The sequence below is a fragment of the Microbacterium sp. Y355 genome (assembly GCF_059445345.1).
The window spans coordinates 388,089-402,387 of sequence record NZ_JCAIUD010000001.1 but is presented as its reverse complement, the minus strand read 5'-3'; the positions used below and the strand labels follow the sequence as shown (position 1 = coordinate 402,387).

Annotated in this window: 18 protein-coding genes; 8 read left to right on the top strand and 10 right to left on the bottom strand. The window is 64.7% G+C overall.

The window, feature by feature from the left end:
- Genes AC1C2O_RS02035 through AC1C2O_RS02020 form a run of 4 tightly spaced genes read left to right on the top strand, consistent with a single transcriptional unit; the run spans position 1 to position 2,800 of the window.
- Positions 1-675 carry an urease accessory protein UreF gene (locus tag AC1C2O_RS02035; protein WP_495428771.1) on the top strand — a complete coding sequence of 225 codons (675 nt, stop codon included), beginning with the start codon at positions 1-3 and terminating at the stop codon, positions 673-675.
- The gene (locus AC1C2O_RS02030) at positions 560-1,570 is read left to right on the top strand and encodes an urease accessory protein UreD (RefSeq protein ID WP_495428770.1); all 1,011 of its coding nucleotides are present in this window, start codon (positions 560-562) and stop codon (positions 1,568-1,570) included. The genes AC1C2O_RS02035 and AC1C2O_RS02030 overlap by 116 nt, the downstream gene beginning before the upstream one ends.
- Positions 1,567-2,307: an urease accessory protein UreG gene (ureG, locus tag AC1C2O_RS02025; protein ID WP_495428769.1), complete on the top strand. Its 741-nt coding sequence runs from the start codon at positions 1,567-1,569 to the stop codon at positions 2,305-2,307. Before AC1C2O_RS02030 ends, ureG begins: the two co-directional genes overlap by 4 nt.
- Positions 2,308-2,326: 19 nt before the next feature.
- Positions 2,327-2,800, top strand: a complete 474-nt coding sequence (locus tag AC1C2O_RS02020; RefSeq protein WP_495428768.1) for a Fur family transcriptional regulator — start codon at positions 2,327-2,329, stop codon at positions 2,798-2,800.
- A 14-nt stretch (positions 2,801-2,814) separates the two neighbouring features.
- On the opposite strand, the gene AC1C2O_RS02015 is transcribed toward AC1C2O_RS02020, so the two are convergent.
- Genes AC1C2O_RS02015 through AC1C2O_RS02005 form a run of 3 tightly spaced genes read right to left on the bottom strand, consistent with a single transcriptional unit; the run spans position 2,815 to position 5,727 of the window.
- Positions 2,815-3,576 carry an ABC transporter ATP-binding protein gene (locus AC1C2O_RS02015; protein WP_495428767.1) on the bottom strand — a complete coding sequence of 254 codons (762 nt, stop codon included), beginning with the start codon at positions 3,574-3,576 and terminating at the stop codon, positions 2,815-2,817.
- Positions 3,576-4,571, bottom strand: a complete 996-nt coding sequence (locus AC1C2O_RS02010) for an ABC transporter substrate-binding protein (protein ID WP_495428766.1) — start codon at positions 4,569-4,571, stop codon at positions 3,576-3,578. Before AC1C2O_RS02010 ends, AC1C2O_RS02015 begins: the two co-directional genes overlap by 1 nt.
- A gap of 34 nt (positions 4,572-4,605) precedes the next feature.
- On the bottom strand, positions 4,606-5,727 hold the full coding sequence (locus AC1C2O_RS02005; protein ID WP_495428765.1) for a FecCD family ABC transporter permease: 1,122 nt from the start codon (positions 5,725-5,727) through the stop codon (positions 4,606-4,608).
- Positions 5,728-5,834: 107 nt separating this feature from the next.
- Here AC1C2O_RS02005 and AC1C2O_RS02000 point away from each other — a divergent pair, with 107 nt between their 5' ends.
- The 4 genes from AC1C2O_RS02000 to AC1C2O_RS01985 are packed head-to-tail and all read left to right on the top strand — an operon-like array spanning position 5,835 to position 7,630.
- A complete protein-coding gene (locus AC1C2O_RS02000) occupies positions 5,835-6,464 on the top strand; it encodes a LysE family translocator (protein ID WP_495428764.1) in 630 nt (209 codons plus the stop codon).
- A 28-nt stretch (positions 6,465-6,492) separates the two neighbouring features.
- The gene (locus AC1C2O_RS01995; RefSeq protein WP_495431642.1) at positions 6,493-6,840 is read left to right on the top strand and encodes a metallopeptidase family protein; all 348 of its coding nucleotides are present in this window, start codon (positions 6,493-6,495) and stop codon (positions 6,838-6,840) included.
- Positions 6,837-7,130: an ATP-dependent Clp protease adapter ClpS gene (gene clpS, locus AC1C2O_RS01990; RefSeq protein ID WP_495428762.1), complete on the top strand. Its 294-nt coding sequence runs from the start codon at positions 6,837-6,839 to the stop codon at positions 7,128-7,130. Before AC1C2O_RS01995 ends, clpS begins: the two co-directional genes overlap by 4 nt.
- Entirely contained in the window at positions 7,130-7,630 is a 501-nt protein-coding gene (locus tag AC1C2O_RS01985) for a DUF2017 family protein (protein ID WP_495428761.1), read from the top strand. Before clpS ends, AC1C2O_RS01985 begins: the two co-directional genes overlap by 1 nt.
- Before the next feature lie 15 nt (positions 7,631-7,645).
- Here the strand turns inward: AC1C2O_RS01985 and AC1C2O_RS01980 are convergent, their stop codons facing one another.
- The 7 genes from AC1C2O_RS01980 to gatC form a co-directional block, all read right to left on the bottom strand.
- Positions 7,646-8,533, bottom strand: coding sequence for a hypothetical protein (locus AC1C2O_RS01980; protein ID WP_495428760.1), 888 nt, complete (start codon positions 8,531-8,533; stop codon positions 7,646-7,648).
- A 28-nt stretch (positions 8,534-8,561) separates the two neighbouring features.
- Positions 8,562-9,143 (bottom strand): nucleoside/nucleotide kinase family protein, encoded by a 582-nt coding sequence (locus AC1C2O_RS01975; RefSeq protein ID WP_495428759.1) that lies wholly within the window; start codon positions 9,141-9,143, stop codon positions 8,562-8,564.
- Complete coding sequence (locus tag AC1C2O_RS01970; RefSeq protein WP_495428758.1) at positions 9,127-9,468, bottom strand: hypothetical protein; 342 nt, start codon at positions 9,466-9,468, stop codon at positions 9,127-9,129. Before AC1C2O_RS01970 ends, AC1C2O_RS01975 begins: the two co-directional genes overlap by 17 nt.
- A gap of 54 nt (positions 9,469-9,522) precedes the next feature.
- A complete protein-coding gene (dinB, locus tag AC1C2O_RS01965; RefSeq protein WP_495428756.1) occupies positions 9,523-10,779 on the bottom strand; it encodes a DNA polymerase IV in 1,257 nt (418 codons plus the stop codon).
- A gap of 163 nt (positions 10,780-10,942) precedes the next feature.
- Positions 10,943-12,472, bottom strand: coding sequence for an Asp-tRNA(Asn)/Glu-tRNA(Gln) amidotransferase subunit GatB (gene gatB / locus AC1C2O_RS01960; protein ID WP_495428755.1), 1,530 nt, complete (start codon positions 12,470-12,472; stop codon positions 10,943-10,945).
- Positions 12,472-13,989 carry an Asp-tRNA(Asn)/Glu-tRNA(Gln) amidotransferase subunit GatA gene (gene gatA / locus AC1C2O_RS01955; RefSeq protein WP_495428754.1) on the bottom strand — a complete coding sequence of 506 codons (1,518 nt, stop codon included), beginning with the start codon at positions 13,987-13,989 and terminating at the stop codon, positions 12,472-12,474. Before gatA ends, gatB begins: the two co-directional genes overlap by 1 nt.
- Entirely contained in the window at positions 13,986-14,285 is a 300-nt protein-coding gene (gene gatC, locus AC1C2O_RS01950; RefSeq protein ID WP_495428752.1) for an Asp-tRNA(Asn)/Glu-tRNA(Gln) amidotransferase subunit GatC, read from the bottom strand. The genes gatA and gatC overlap by 4 nt, the downstream gene beginning before the upstream one ends.
- Between the last annotated feature and the right edge of the window lie 14 nt (positions 14,286-14,299).

Below are 14,299 nucleotides of genomic sequence, written 5' to 3'. Positions count from 1 at the left end.
ATGGCGAAGTCCGTGGAAGCTCTGCTGTTGCTCTCCGACGGTCGCCTGCCGGCCGGAGGATACGCGCACTCGGGCGGACTCGAGTCGGCGATCCGGTTGGGATGGGTGCGCGACCTGGCAGATCTCCAGCGGTTTCTGATCGGTCGTGCCACCACGAGCGGCGCGGTGGCCGCGGCATTCGCCGCCGCGGCGTGCCGGGCATGTCTCGACGGACGCATGGACCTCATCGAAACGCTCGACGCGGAATTCCACGCGCGCACTCCGTCGCCGGCGCTGCGTCAGGTATCCCAGTCCCTGGGACGTCAGCTGATGCGCGCGTGGTCCTCCATCCGCCCTCACGAACTCCAGCAGCAACTCCCCCGTCGCCTGCATCACCCAATCGCGTTCGGCGCCGCGGCCGCCATGCTTGAACTCGAACCCATCGACGCGGCCCGCGGACTTCTGCACGAGACACTAATGGGCCCGACGATGGCTGTCGCCAAGCTCATGAGCGTCGATCCGTTCGAAGCACACCGCGCCTTGGCTGAGCTCGTGCCGCTCATCGACGAGATCGGGGCGGATGCCGCTGCTCTCGCAGATACCACCCCAGACTCTATGCCGTCGCATGCCGCACCACTCTCGGACATCATCGCCGCACACCACCATGCCCAGGAGGTGCGACTCTTTGCTTCGTGAGACCGCTTCTCCCACTTCTGCCGGGCACGTCATCGTCCGGTCGGGACCTGCCGCGATGACAGCGCATGCCGCGCTGCGGTGCGATCTCGTGAATGCGCGTAACAGTCTCACGAGGTTGCGCTCGGAGGGTCCGCTCGTGCTGCGACCCACGCACCCCAAGGGGTTCGAGCCATGGGCCCACCGATCGGCGATCGCCGGACGCGCCTCCCTCTCTGCGGGAGCCGCTGCGCCGCTCGGAGGAGACCATCTCTCGCTCGACATCCATGTCGGTCCCGGCGCGGTGTTGGTACTCAACGAGATCTCGGCGACGATCGCTCTCCCTGGCACGCGCGGGGAGCCCTCGCGCATGATATTCACCGTGCGAGTCGACGACGGAGGAACCCTGATCTGGCTCCCCGAGCCCGTGATCGCAGCCCGCGGCTGTGATCATCGGCAGTCGATCTTCGTGGACCTCGCCGCATCCGCTCGCTTCCATCTGCGGGAGGAACTCATCATCGGCCGTCACGCCGAGGCGCCGGGCAACATCGAACAGCACCTCCGGGTCGTCCGAGGCGAGCGCCCCGTCTACGACCAGACGCTCCGACTCGGCCCGCGGTATCCCGGCTGGGACAGCCCGTCAGTGGCCGAGCGAGCGAAAGCAGTGGGCAACCTGATCGTCATCGACCCGGACTCGGGCATCGGTCGAGACCGAACCGATGTGATAAACGCGAACGCAGTCAGCGTCGGACTCGACGATGACACTGTGCAGACCACAGCGGTCGCAGCAGACAACCTCGCACTCCGAGACGCACTGGACGCTGCGCTGACGCTCGTCGGGCCGCCCTGGTCCCAACCGCTCGACCCTGAGAAGGAAACTGCCCCGACGGGGCCGTGTGAACGCAAGGAGAGCAAATGACCGATTCATTCGCCACCACCACCCGCGAGACTACGACTCCCGAGACCCGCGCGTTGCGCATCGGAGTCGCTGGCCCCGTTGGCACGGGGAAGAGTTCCACGATCGCGACGCTGTGCCGTGCTCTGGCCGAGGAGTTCCGCATCGGCGTGATCACCAACGACATCTACACCGATGAGGATGCCCGCTTCCTGCGCGCCGAAGGAGTGCTCCCCGCCGAGCGGATCCGAGCGGTCGAGACCGGGGCCTGCCCGCATACGGCGATCCGCGATGACGTCACTATGAATCTGCTCGCCGTCGAGGATCTCGAGAGCGATTTCGCTCCGCTGGACATCGTCTTCGTGGAAAGCGGAGGCGACAACCTCACCGCCACCTTCTCCCCCGCGCTGGTCGATGCGCAGCTCTTCGTACTCGATGTCGCCGGCGGAGGCGATGTTGCTCGCAAGGGCGGACCCGGCATCGCGCGAGCCGACCTGCTGATCGTGAACAAGATCGACCTCGCCGAATACGTCGACGTCGATGTCGAGTTGATGCTGTCCGACGCTCGCGCCGCAAGGGAAGGACGACCAGTGCTCGGCGTCTCGCGCAAGCAACCCGAGACGATCAAGCTTCTCAGCGACTGGGTGCGACAGCTGCATGCACGCCATCACAGCGGTGAGCATGTTCCCACCGACCCCGGCCCGATGGCGCCGCACTTCCACGCCGATGAGAACGGCGGCTACATTCATTCACACGAGTGACTCGACACTGCCGAGGAGAATGACGATGACAGAAGGCCATAACCAGCACCATGCCGTCGATGCTGCATCGTTCGTCGAGCAGGCGATAGCTAAGCTTCGTGCTCATGGCGGTCGGGTGACGCAGGAGCGCAGACGCGTACTGCAGGTCCTCGCCGAGCACCACGATCATCTGAGCGCGGACGCGGTCGCCGAGGTGCTTCGCAGCGACCGCATCCATCGGGCAACCGTCTTCCGCTCCCTGGAGGCATTCGCCGAAGCAGGGATCGTCACCCACCGCCAGGTTCCCGGCGGCGCAACGGAGTACCACCTTGCCACCCGGGACCATCTGCACGCGCATTGCAGCTCCTGCGGATCGGTGAGCGCGTTGCCCACTGATGTATTCGACGCCGCGACAGCACGCCTCCGGGAATTGACCGGCTTCGCCTTCGATCCGAATCGCAGCTCGCTCGGCGGCCTCTGCGAGACGTGTCGGCGCCGCGCAGCGTCAGCCTGACAGGCGGTTGCCCGTCACGCGTCTCTCCGAAACAGCAGCTGTATCGTGCCATCCTCAGCCATGACCTCTTCGGCGTCGATATCGTAGACGGGCCCGAGTACGGCGGGAATGAGCACCTCATCAGGTGGGCCGGCCGCTCGGATCTCCCCCTCTACAAGCAGGACAATCGAATCGCAGTACCGCGCCGCGAGGTTGAGGTCGTGCAACACGACGACGGTGGTGAGGCCGAGCTCGCGCACGAGTTGCAGAATCTGGTGCTGGTAGCCGATGTCGAGGTGGTTCGTGGGTTCGTCAAGCAGTAAACAGCGCGCCTCCTGCACCAGGGCACGCGCCACCAGCACCCGCTGCCTCTCACCGCCGGAGAGTTCGTCAAGGCCGCGCGATGCCAAGTGGAGCGCTCCGACGCGCTCAAGCGCGGAAACCGCCAACTGCTCGTCATGCGACGAGCTCCGCTGGAAGGCTCGCAGGTGCGGCGTGCGCCCCATCAGAACGGTGTCAGCGACGGTGTGAGTGAAATCCCCGTCCGGCTCCTGAACCACCATGGCGATCTTCCGGGCGAGCGCTCGTACCGACTCTGTGCGCACGTCACGTCCTTCAAACAGGACGCTCCCTCGATCGGGAGTAATTGCGCCGCACAGCGCTCGCAGCAGCGTGGTCTTGCCGCTCCCGTTCGGACCGATCAGCCCCATCACCTCGCCTGGAATCACCTCTAACGAGACCGAATGCAGCACGGGAGATGCCCCGTAGGAGTGCGAGAGATCGGAGACGATGAACATCAACCCGCGCTCTCTTCGAGTTCGTCTGCGAGCATCTCCAGGCCCGTCACGGTGAGCGGAGAGGCGGGCTCGGTGAAGTTGAACAATTGAGTGAATACTCGGCGATGCACGACCGCGCTCAGAGATTCCGATCCGGGAAGGTCGCTGATGGTGCGTGAGATGCCCTCCTCCGATCCCTGGTGGAGCAGGATGATGACGTCCGGGTCTGCCTCGATGAGACTCTCGGCCTGTACCTCGAAGACCCGTTCGCTGTTCTCTGCGAAGATGTTCCTCAGACCGAGCGCCTCCAGCTGAGGCTCGGCCATGCTTCCGGCGCCGTATGCGTAAGTGGTCCCGCCACCGGTGGTGGGATACAACACGACGGCGGTGCGTGCTTCGCCGGCCACATCGCGCGCAGTGACGGCATCCACTCGCGCCTTCAGATCGACGATGAGCGCATCAGCCGCGCTGCTCCGATTGAAGACGATGCCGTATCGCTCGATCTCGTCATACAGGGTCGAGAACGATGCATGCTCCGAGGAGTTCGGACAGTACAGTCCCTGCACGAGAACGTTAATACCGGCGTCGCCCAAGGCCTCCCGTGATACGCCCTCAGGAAGCCCAAGCACCAAATCGGGCTGCTGAGCGACGATCTCCTCCTGAGAGATCGTGATGTGGCCGGAAGCATTGAGCTCTTCCGTCAGCGCAGGGATCTTCTCTATGGCCGTCGCGAGTTCGTCGTCGTAATAGGCGTCAGAGAATTGACCGGCCCGCGAGATGACCCGATCGAAGGCACCGATTCCGTCCAAGATTGTCACCGGTGCGCTCTCGAGCAGCATGACCCGTTGCGCCGATTCGTCGAAGATGACCTCAGTACCGCAGTTGTCCACGGTGATGCGCGCCCTCTCCTCGTGCTCGTCGGCCAAGGCGTCGGATGCCGCGACCGCGCATGCGGTGAGCGTCAGAGCGGCCAGGACCAGCAGTGCGACAGATGCTGCGCGTTGGGCGAGCTTCATGACATGGACCTCTCAGGGGCCGGGGCGGCGAACCTCATGTGCGTCTAGCTGTCATGCGACGGATCAGAACGACGAGGAACGGCGCGCCAACCATGGCCGTGATGATGCCGATCGGGAGCTCTCGCGGTTGCATCAAGATGCGTCCGAGAGCATCTGCCCACACCAATAGCACCGCACCAAGTAGCGCGGACACCGGGAGCAGCCGCCTGTGGGCGGCTCCGACCATCCGGCGTCCGAGGTGGGGAACGACCAGACCGACGAACCCGATCGCACCGGCCGCTGCGACCGCCACACCGGTGCACAACGACACCACAAGAAGCAACTGGATACGGGCGGCATCAGGACGCACCCCGAGTGCCAGTGCGGTCTCGTCGCCGACGGCGAGTGCATCCAGCCGCGGAGCCCAGAGCAGAAGCAGAGCGAGCGCTGCGGCCACCACGATCACGATCAGCGCGAGCACACCGTCCCAGCGTGCCAGCGACAGCGAGCCCAGCATCCAGAACATCACCGAGCGCGACCCTTCCGGGTCATCGGAAGCGAAGATCAGAAAGCTTGTCGCCGCGGAGAGCGCATAGCCGACTGCGATCCCCGACAGGAGCAGCCGCACGGAGGTAACCTGACCGTTCGCACGGGCAAGTACGAGGACCAGTAGTGACGCCACGAGGGCGCCCAGGAAGGCGCTGACTGGAATCGCGTACTGCCCTATGCCGGCGACTGCGCCGAAGAGAATCGCACTCGCAGCCCCCGTGGCAGCACCCGAGGAGATGCCGAGTACGTACGGATCGGCCAAGACGTTGCGAACCATCGCCTGCAATGCGGCCCCACTCAGCGCCAGGGCTGCCCCGACAGCCAGGCCGAGAAGTACACGGGGCACGCGGAGACTCCACACGATCGACGCCTCAGCGGTCGACCAGGACGATGCACCGACCGGAAACCCGAGATGGTGCCCCACGACGGCAAGCACTACGCCCGGGGCGACATCAGCCGAACCGATACCGACGCACAGGATTGCGCTGACCAGAGCGAACACGGTGAGCGCCAGTGTCCATCGGCGGGCTCGTCGTCGCAGCGCGCCGCTCAGATCGGGGCGCGCAGATCGCGAGAGCTTCGTCCGAAGCACTCCGACGACCACGCTGACCTCCCTCTGGAGCAACAAACGCGCTCCTGCGACAAAGTTGCAATGACCATAACAGTGCCCTCTCGCGGGGGCAATGGAAATCGGAGATCTGCCACCACGGCTGAGTTTGCCCCTAAGCTTGTGCGGTGACTCTGACGGTCTGGCTCTCCCTGCTCACGGCATCCGTAATCATCAGTTTCACTCCGGGAGCTGGCGCCATCAACACGATGTCGAACTCGCTTGCCGAAGGCTGGCGACGATCCATCTGGGGAGTCATCGGCCAGCAATTGGCTCTCATCGTGCACGTGATCATCGTCGCGGCCGGCGTCGGGCTGATCGTCGCCAGCTCTCCCCTACTGTTCGACATCATCCGCTACGCGGGATCCGCCTACCTCGCGTATCTCGGTCTGCGGCTGATCTTCGCTCGCGTGACCCCAGTCACCGATGACGATGAGAACACGCCACGCCTACCGGAGAGCCGCTGGTCGATGATGCGGCGCGGCTTCTGGGTGAACCTGCTCAACCCCAAGGCGATCGTCTTCTTCCTCGCATTCATCCCACAGTTCATCCGCGTCGATCAGCCCGCTCTCCCGCAATACCTGATCCTGGTGATCACCGTCGTACTCGTCGACATCATTGTGATGTGGGGATTCTTCGCGACGGCGGCGAAACCGTTCCAACGTGTCACCCGCACTGCGCGCGGCCAGCGCGTTCTCAACATCGTCTTCGGCACCCTCTTCCTTGCCGTGGCAGCGCTGCTGCTCTTCATCCACTGACGCCGCCGGGGCAATAGGCTGAACAGTGATGGAGATGGATGCCAAGGCTTTCGAGGAACTCGTCATCGACGAGCTCGATCAACTGCCCGATGAGATGGTCGACGGACTCGACAACGTCGTATTCGTCGTTGAGGACCGTCCGGACGATGGTTCCCTCGGCATCCTGGGCATCTACGATGGTCTGGCACTGACCGAACGCGGGCAGTACGGCATGGGCGAGCTGCCAGATCGCATTGTGGTGTTTCGCGAACCACATCTCGCGCAATGCGATGACGAAGAAGAACTGCGCGACGAAGTGCATACGACCCTGGTGCACGAGATCGCACACTTCTATGGCATCGATGACGACCAACTTCACGAAATGGGGTGGGCATGAGCATCCCGGTAGCAGTACCCGACCTCGACGAAGTCACAGATCTGCAGGCCGCTCCTCTCGAACCCTGGCAGGTCGTCGTCTGGAATGACCCCGTCAACCTGATGAGCTACGTGGTTCGCGTCTTCCGCACTTACTTCGGATACTCGACGGATCGAGCCACCAAACTCATGCTCGGCGTGCACCACGACGGACATGCGATCGTGGCGACTGGGCCGCGCGAGACCATGGAAGTTCATGCCCAAGCCATGCACGATTACGGCCTCTGGGCCACCGTACGAAAGGTGCCGTAATGAGCGAAGAGGCGCTGCTCGTCCCCCTCTCACTCATCGAGGGAACGCATCTGGTGAACCTTCTGGACGAGTTCCGAGAACTGCTCTCGACGGAGGTCAAGGGCGACGCACCACATGATCCAGGGCTCGCGAGGCTCACGCCCGATCCGTACCCGGACGATGCTAAGGCCGCTCAGGAATTCTCTGCGGTGACCCGCGACGAACTTCTGGATCGCCGCTCGGCCGACGCGGCCGTGGTGCGCGATTCACTGTGGTCGTTCGCCGGCGACCCCTCCGACCTCACGGACGACGAAGTACTCGCTTCCCACCAGGTCATCATCCCGGAAAGCGAACTCGACGCGTGGATGCGCACGCTTACGGCACTGCGACTCGTCATCGCCGCCCGCCTCGGCATCGCCGACGAAGACGACATCGACGAGGAAGACCCCCGGCGCGGCGTGTACGACTGGCTCGGCTATCGGTTGGATGCGCTCATCGAAGCCGCCGACGAACTGATTTGAGACGAGACGAGCTGTTCAGACTCCGAGCTTGTCCCGCCAGTGCGCGAGCAACGCTGCTCCGGCTTCGTCGTGAATGAGATCCCCCAACGTGACGATCTCGTACGGGCGGTCCAGGATGCCGTCTGCCGGGCGCACGTCCACGTGGGCCACGTCGAAGCCGTCCGCATGCAGTTGGTCAGCCATCTTGTAGTCACTGCGAGAGTCTCCGACGGTGCGCCACGTGCGCGGGAGATCGCCCCCGGCTGAGAAGTGCTCCAGCGCGCGCTGTGCACCTGTGTCTTTGTCTAGTCGCACCGACTCGATATCCGTCGAAATGATCGTCGGATCGACACGGAACGGCACGTCACCAGTGGCATCCGCATGCTCCAGCGAACCGTAACGCAGCCCGAGGCCCATGGCTGTGAGCAGTGCGAACGCGGCATCCTGAAACGGCCCTTGCGCGGAGCGATACGCCGCGGCGGAGACGTCGGTGCGCTGCTCCACCGAGATCATGGCGCGCTTCGTTTCGTCGAAGAACATCGTGTCGCTGAATCGCTCGGCCACAAGTGAGCGGATGCTGTCGATCGCCGCATCCGGGAATGCCACGTCGCGGTCGATCACGACCTCCCCCATGCCCGCGGAACTGACCTCAGCCCACGTTCCGCCCTTCTCGAAGACCCCGAACATGCGCGACGTCGGCAGATCGAGGGCGTCAGCGAGTCCGGCGGCGAACAGCGGCGTCATGACCTGATCGCGGATGAACTCTGAGGATCGACCGGTGATGAACGCGATCGGCACGCCAGCGGCAGTCAACGCGACGAGGTCCGTGATGATCTGAGGGATGCTGATCGACCGGGTGATAGGGCTCGCGATCGGGCCGTCGACGTCTAGCAGCAGTCCGAGGTCAGGAAGAGAGGTGTTCACCCATCCACCCTAAAGCGCGTAGCGATCGCTACGGGACGGTGATGGTGATATCGGCGAGAGCCCGAGGATCGTCGCGTTCGATGTGGCGCTGCTCCTGCACCGCCCAGCGATCCCAATGCGGACGGAACCCCTCTCCGTCACGCTCGAACGCGCGGCGCTTTCGAGGCTCCTCTGGCGATTCCACCCACACGCGCACGTCGGCGATGCGCGCCGTAGCGGGATTCAGCGCACCGCAGCCTTCGAGGATCACACCGAGAGCGGGTGTCACTGCCTGCGCCTCCGCATCGGTCTCCAACTCCCAGTCCCATCGGCGCCAGGTGCTCAGCAGTCCCCTGGCGTGCGGGCGAAGAATGTCATGCAGCGCACGTTCAACGCCAGCGTCGAGTCCGTCCCAGCCGGGGTACAACGAATCCAGAGCGATGAGCTGCGGACGACCGGCAAGGGGCCAGTTCGCTGCCACCATACGCGCCAGTGTGGACTTGCCCGCGCCTGCTCTGCCGTCGATCAAAACGACGGGGTTCGATGCGGCAACGGCGACGATGGCGTCGAGAATGGCTGCCGCAGCGTGCTGCAGAACCTGCGCGACGGGGTCGTTACTTCTTGAGGGCACGGATCACGCGTGCGAGCGCTCTGCCTGCGACCCAGACGAACGGGATCCCGACAGCGAGCAGCGTCACCAGATTCGGCTCGAAGCGCAGGCCTTCTTCGCGACGGACATATACGCCGAGGGGAATGGAGATTCCTCCGCCTGCACCACCTTCGCCGTTGCCGGCTCCTTCACCCTCGCCAGCGCCACCCGAACCGCCTCCGTATCCCGACATCGTCAGGGCGACAGGAGTGATGCTGACGCCGTCGACATCCTGCGGCTCGCCGTAAGCGCTCTTTACCCCGAACGAGGCGGCCTGATTTCCGAGTTCCACTGCGATGTTGGGCATGGTTCCACGCTATCCCAGGATCGACCGCCCGTGCAGATCAATCCGCCGTGAGCCTCACTCGAGCCCGTGTGCTTTGGGATGCCGTGCGGCGCCACGGCCGTCGCCGCGACCGACATGTCTAGCGCGAGTGATCGTGGCATTGCCGAAGCGTGCGCGCGCGTCGTCCAGCGCGCCTTCGACCTTTCGCCAGTGCTCGTCCTCATCCCAAAGCGCGAAAGCCGCACCGCCTGCCGGTCGCAGCTTCTCAGCACGCACGCCGATGAGCCGCACGGGGTCGCGACGGTCGATGGATTCGTACAGTGTCTGCGCCGCCTCGCCGATGCGCTGGCCGACCGAAGTCGGCTCTGCGAGAGTCTGCGAACGGCTCAACGTCGTGAAGTCGTCGAAGCGCACCTTGATGGCGACCGTCGCGCATTCCCAGTCCGCGCGCCGCAGCCGGACAGCGACGCGATCAGCAAGTCGCAGGAGTTCGGCGCGCAGGAATTCTCGATCCGTGAGGTCAACGTCGAAGGTCTCCTCATGTCCGATGCTCTTCTCGACCCGTTCTGTCTCGACCGCACGTGCATCCTGACCGCGAGAAAGCAGAACCAGACGACCACCGAGCGCAGGGCCGACGGCACGATCGAGCATCTCCGGCGGGGACTCACGGATGTCGCCTATGGTGCGGATGCCGCGGGCTTCAAGCGACTCTGCGGCCTTCGGGCCGACACCCCACATTGTTCGAACCGAGCGTGGTGAGAGAAAGTCGAGGGTGTCAGCGGCCGCGACAATCAATAGCCCGTCAGGCTTCGAGATCGTCGACGCCATCTTCGCGACATGCTTGGTGGCGGCAACCCCCACGCTGCAGGTGATCCCGACCTCGGCCTGCACGCGCTGACGAACGAGCCGGGCGATCTCGCCTGGACTCCCCCACAGCCGCCGCACGCCCTGCACATCGAGGAACGCCTCATCCACCGACAGCGGCTCGACCAGCGGCGTGATCGATTCGAAGACCGCCATCACCTGGCGTGAGATCGCCTGATAGCGGTCGAAATGCGGCATGACGATCTTCGCACTCGGGCACAGGCGTATCGCCTGACTGACCGGCATCGCCGCACGTATGCCGTACTGGCGTGCCTCGTAGGATGCGCTGGACACGACGGAACGCCCGTCCGGTGCACCGATGATCAGCGGGAGTCCGCGGAGCGACGGATCATCAAGCACCTCGACGGCCGCGTAGAACGCATCCATATCGACGTGCAGGATGCGCGTGCCAGTGTCGTCTGCTCCGTCGGGAGAGACGAGCCTGCCCCGTCCGTCACCACGCCCCATGATTCCATTCTCGCCGAGGGTACTGACATTCGCTCGCCCGGCCCCGGCATCCGGCCTTCCATTCGGGAGGAGAACGCACGATCGGGAGGAGCAGATCCCAAGATCCGATCCTCCCGAACGGGTGAATTCCTCCGCTACGGATGCCGCGGCACTACCTGCGGGGCTACTGCGCTGCGCGCTCCAAGACGAGCTCGCGCACGCGGGCGGCGTCTGCCTGACCCTTCATCGCCTTCATGACCGCACCAATGACGGCGCCAGCGGCCTGGACCTTGCCGTCCTTGATCTTGGCGAGCACGTCTGGCTGCGAGGCCAGTGCCTCGTCGATCGCAGCGATCAACGCCCCGTCATCCGAGACGACAGCGAGGCCACGAGTGTCGACGACCTGCTGCGGCGTGCCTTCGCCGGCGATGACGCCCTCAAGCACCTGCCGGGCCAACTTGTCGGTGAGGATTCCCTCGTCGATGAGCTTCTGCAGGGCAGCGACGTTCTCCGGCGTGATGAGGCCGGCGGCATCCTTGTCCTGGGTGTTCGCGAGACGAGAGATCTCGCCCGTCCACCACTTTCGTGCGGCGGCCGGCGTCGCACCTGCGGCGATAGTCGCCTCGACCTCGTCGATCAAGGCGCCGTTGCGGACGTCCTGGAACTCTAGGTCTGTGAAGTTCCACTCAGCCTTCAAGCGGCGACGACGTGCGACGGGCTGCTCAGGAAGCGCTGCGCGCAGTTCTTCGATCAGCTCGGCCGCAGGCTGCACTGGCAGCAGGTCGGGCTCGGGGAAGTACCGGTAGTCGTCTGCATCTGACTTCGGACGACCGGGCGAGGTGGTGCTGGTGTCCTCGTGCCAGTGGCGCGTCTCCTGAGTGATCGTGCCACCGTCGGCGAGAATCTGCGCCTGGCGCTGAATCTCGTGACGGACGGCGCGCTCGACCGAGCGCATCGAGTTCACGTTCTTCGTCTCGGTACGGGTACCCAGCGGTGCCGGTTCCTCGCCCTCTGCGACGCGCGGACGCAGCGAGACGTTCGCATCGCAGCGCAGGTTGCCTCGTTCCAGGCGCGCCTCCGAGATTCCGAGGCTGCGCACGATGTCACGGATCGTGGAGACGTATGCCTTCGCGACCTCGGGGGCGCGGTGTTCCGTGCCGTAGATGATGTTCGTGACGATCTCGACCAGCGGGACGCCGGCACGGTTGTAGTCGACGAGCGAATACTCAGCACCCTGGATGCGTCCGGTAGCGCCGCCCATGTGGGTGAGCTTTCCGGCATCCTCTTCCATGTGCGCGCGCTCGATCGGAATCGTGACGAGCGTGCCGTCCTCGAGCTCGACCACAACGGATCCCTCGTACGCGATCGGTTCGTCGTACTGCGAGATCTGGTAGTTCTTGCCGAGGTCGGGGTAGAAGTAATTCTTTCGCGCGAACCGGCTGGACTCTGCGATCGAGCAACCGAGCGCGAGGCCAAGGCTGATCGACGAGCGGATCGCCGTCGCGTTGACCACCGGCAGCGAACCAGGCAGCCCCAGGTCGACCGGTGCGATGAGCGTGTTCGGCTCTGCGGCGTGGTACTTCTCGTTCGCCGGGTTCGGCGCATCCGAGAACATCTTGGTGTTGGTGTTGAGTTCGACGTGCACTTCGAACCCGAGCACGGGCTCGAACAGTTCCAACGCTTTGTCGAAGTCCATCAGCTTTGCCGCAGCCATCAGCGGTTCCCTCCTGCGAGCTGGGGAGCTCGGGTCAGCAGCGGTGCGCCCCACGAATCGACGAGCGCGGTTTCGAGCGCGGCGCCCACACGATACAGACGCGCATCTTCGTGCGCGGGTGCGAGGAACTGGATGCCGACGGGCAGACCGTCGTCATGCGCAAGGCCCGAAGGGATCGAGATGCCCGGAACGCCCGCAAGGTTCGCCGGAATCGTGGTGACGTCGTTCAAGTACATCTGCAGCGGGTCATCGATCCGCTCGCCGATCTTGAACGCCGTGGTCGGCGCCGACGGAGTGGCGATCACGTCGACCTGAGTGAAGGCGTTGTCGAAGTCCTGCTGAATGAGCGTGCGAACCTTCTGCGCGCTGCCGTAGTAGGCGTCGTAATACCCAGCCGACAGTGCATACGTGCCGAGAATGATCCGGCGCTTGACCTCGTCGCCGAAACCGGCTTCACGCGTCGCCGACATCACGTCTTCAACGGTGGCGGCGCCTTCAGGCGTAACGCGCATACCGAACCGCACGGAGTCGAACTTCGCCAGGTTGCTGGATGCCTCGGCCGGCAGAATCAGGTAGTACGCAGCGACGCCGTACTCGAAGTGCGGCGTCGAGATCTCGACGATCTCCGCGCCGTTCGCCTCGAGGATGTCAAGAGAGGCGCGGAAGGATGCCGCAACACCAGGCTGGAAGCCCGAGTCCGGCAGTTCCTTGATGACGCCGACCTTCAGTCCCTTCAACACGTCTCCGCGGGCGCCTTCACGTGCAGCATCCGCGAACGACGGCCATGCGTCGGTCAGCGAGGTGGAATCCTTGGGATCGTGCCCGCCGATGATGTCGTGCAGGAGCCCGGAGTCGAGAACCGTCCGCGTGACAGGACCCACCTGGTCAAGGCTCGATGCCAGCGCGATCGCACCATAGCGACTGACACCGCCGTAGGTCGGCTTCAGTCCGACCGTGCCAGTCACGTGCGCGGGCTGACGAATCGAGCCACCAGTGTCTGAGCCGAGCGCGAGCGGCGCTTCGAATGCCGCGACAGCAGCAGCCGAACCACCGCCGGAGCCGCCGGGAATCCGATCCAGATCCCACGGGTTGCGCGTCGGGCCGTACGCGGAGTGCTCGGTAGAGGAGCCCATCGCGAACTCGTCCATGTTGGTCTTGCCTAGCGGAACGAGGCCGGCAGCGCGCGAACGGGCGACCACAGTCGCGTCGTAGGGCGACATGTAGCCCTCGAGAATCTTCGAACCGCTCGTGGTGGGCTGGTCGGTGGTGACCAGGACGTCCTTGATCGCGAGCGGAACACCGGCGAGCGGGCCGAGCTTCTCGCCTGCGGCGCGCCGTGCATCAACGGCGTCAGCTGCAGCCAGCGCACCCTCGTTCACGTGCAGGAACGCGTGGACGTCGCCGTCAACAGCGGCGATCCGGTCGAGGTGTGCCTGAGTGGCCTCGCGGCTGGAGACCTCGCCGGCGGCGAGCTTGTCTCCTAGTTCAGCGGCGGTCCAGCGGATGATGTCGCTCACTGCTCTTCTCCCAGGATCGCGCTGACGCGGAAACGGCCGTCCGCGGCATCCGGTGCATTCTGCAGCACCTGCTCATGCGTGAGCGTCTCGCCGACCACGTCGGGTCGGAACACGTTCGCAAGCGGGATCGGGTGGCTTGTGGCCGCCACGTCGGGGGTCGCAACCTCCGACACCTTCGCGATGTTGTCGACGATGGCGTCGAGCTGGCCCGTGAGCCGCGTCACCTCGTCGTCGTTCAGCTGGATACGCGCGAGCACGCCGAGATGGCGCACGAGCTCAGGGGTGATTTCAGACACCACGCCAGTCTAGT

What these genes read in the sequence shown, in the direction of transcription:
- AC1C2O_RS02035 (WP_495428771.1), top strand. Translation starts at nt 1, where the DNA reads ATGGCGAAGTCCGTGGAAGCTCTGCTGTTGCTCTCCGACGGTCGCCTG.
- AC1C2O_RS02030 (WP_495428770.1), top strand. Translation starts at nt 560, where the DNA reads ATGCCGCTGCTCTCGCAGATACCACCCCAGACTCTATGCCGTCGCATG.
- ureG (WP_495428769.1), top strand. Translation starts at nt 1,567, where the DNA reads ATGACCGATTCATTCGCCACCACCACCCGCGAGACTACGACTCCCGAG.
- AC1C2O_RS02020 (WP_495428768.1), top strand. Translation starts at nt 2,327, where the DNA reads ATGACGATGACAGAAGGCCATAACCAGCACCATGCCGTCGATGCTGCA.
- AC1C2O_RS02015 (WP_495428767.1), bottom strand. Translation starts at nt 3,576, where the DNA reads ATGTTCATCGTCTCCGATCTCTCGCACTCCTACGGGGCATCTCCCGTG.
- AC1C2O_RS02010 (WP_495428766.1), bottom strand. Translation starts at nt 4,571, where the DNA reads ATGAAGCTCGCCCAACGCGCAGCATCTGTCGCACTGCTGGTCCTGGCC.
- AC1C2O_RS01995 (WP_495431642.1), top strand. Translation starts at nt 6,493, where the DNA reads ATGGAGATGGATGCCAAGGCTTTCGAGGAACTCGTCATCGACGAGCTC.
- clpS (WP_495428762.1), top strand. Translation starts at nt 6,837, where the DNA reads ATGAGCATCCCGGTAGCAGTACCCGACCTCGACGAAGTCACAGATCTG.
- AC1C2O_RS01985 (WP_495428761.1), top strand. Translation starts at nt 7,130, where the DNA reads ATGAGCGAAGAGGCGCTGCTCGTCCCCCTCTCACTCATCGAGGGAACG.
- AC1C2O_RS01970 (WP_495428758.1), bottom strand. Translation starts at nt 9,468, where the DNA reads ATGCCCAACATCGCAGTGGAACTCGGAAATCAGGCCGCCTCGTTCGGG.
- dinB (WP_495428756.1), bottom strand. Translation starts at nt 10,779, where the DNA reads ATGGGGCGTGGTGACGGACGGGGCAGGCTCGTCTCTCCCGACGGAGCA.
- gatB (WP_495428755.1), bottom strand. Translation starts at nt 12,472, where the DNA reads ATGGCTGCGGCAAAGCTGATGGACTTCGACAAAGCGTTGGAACTGTTC.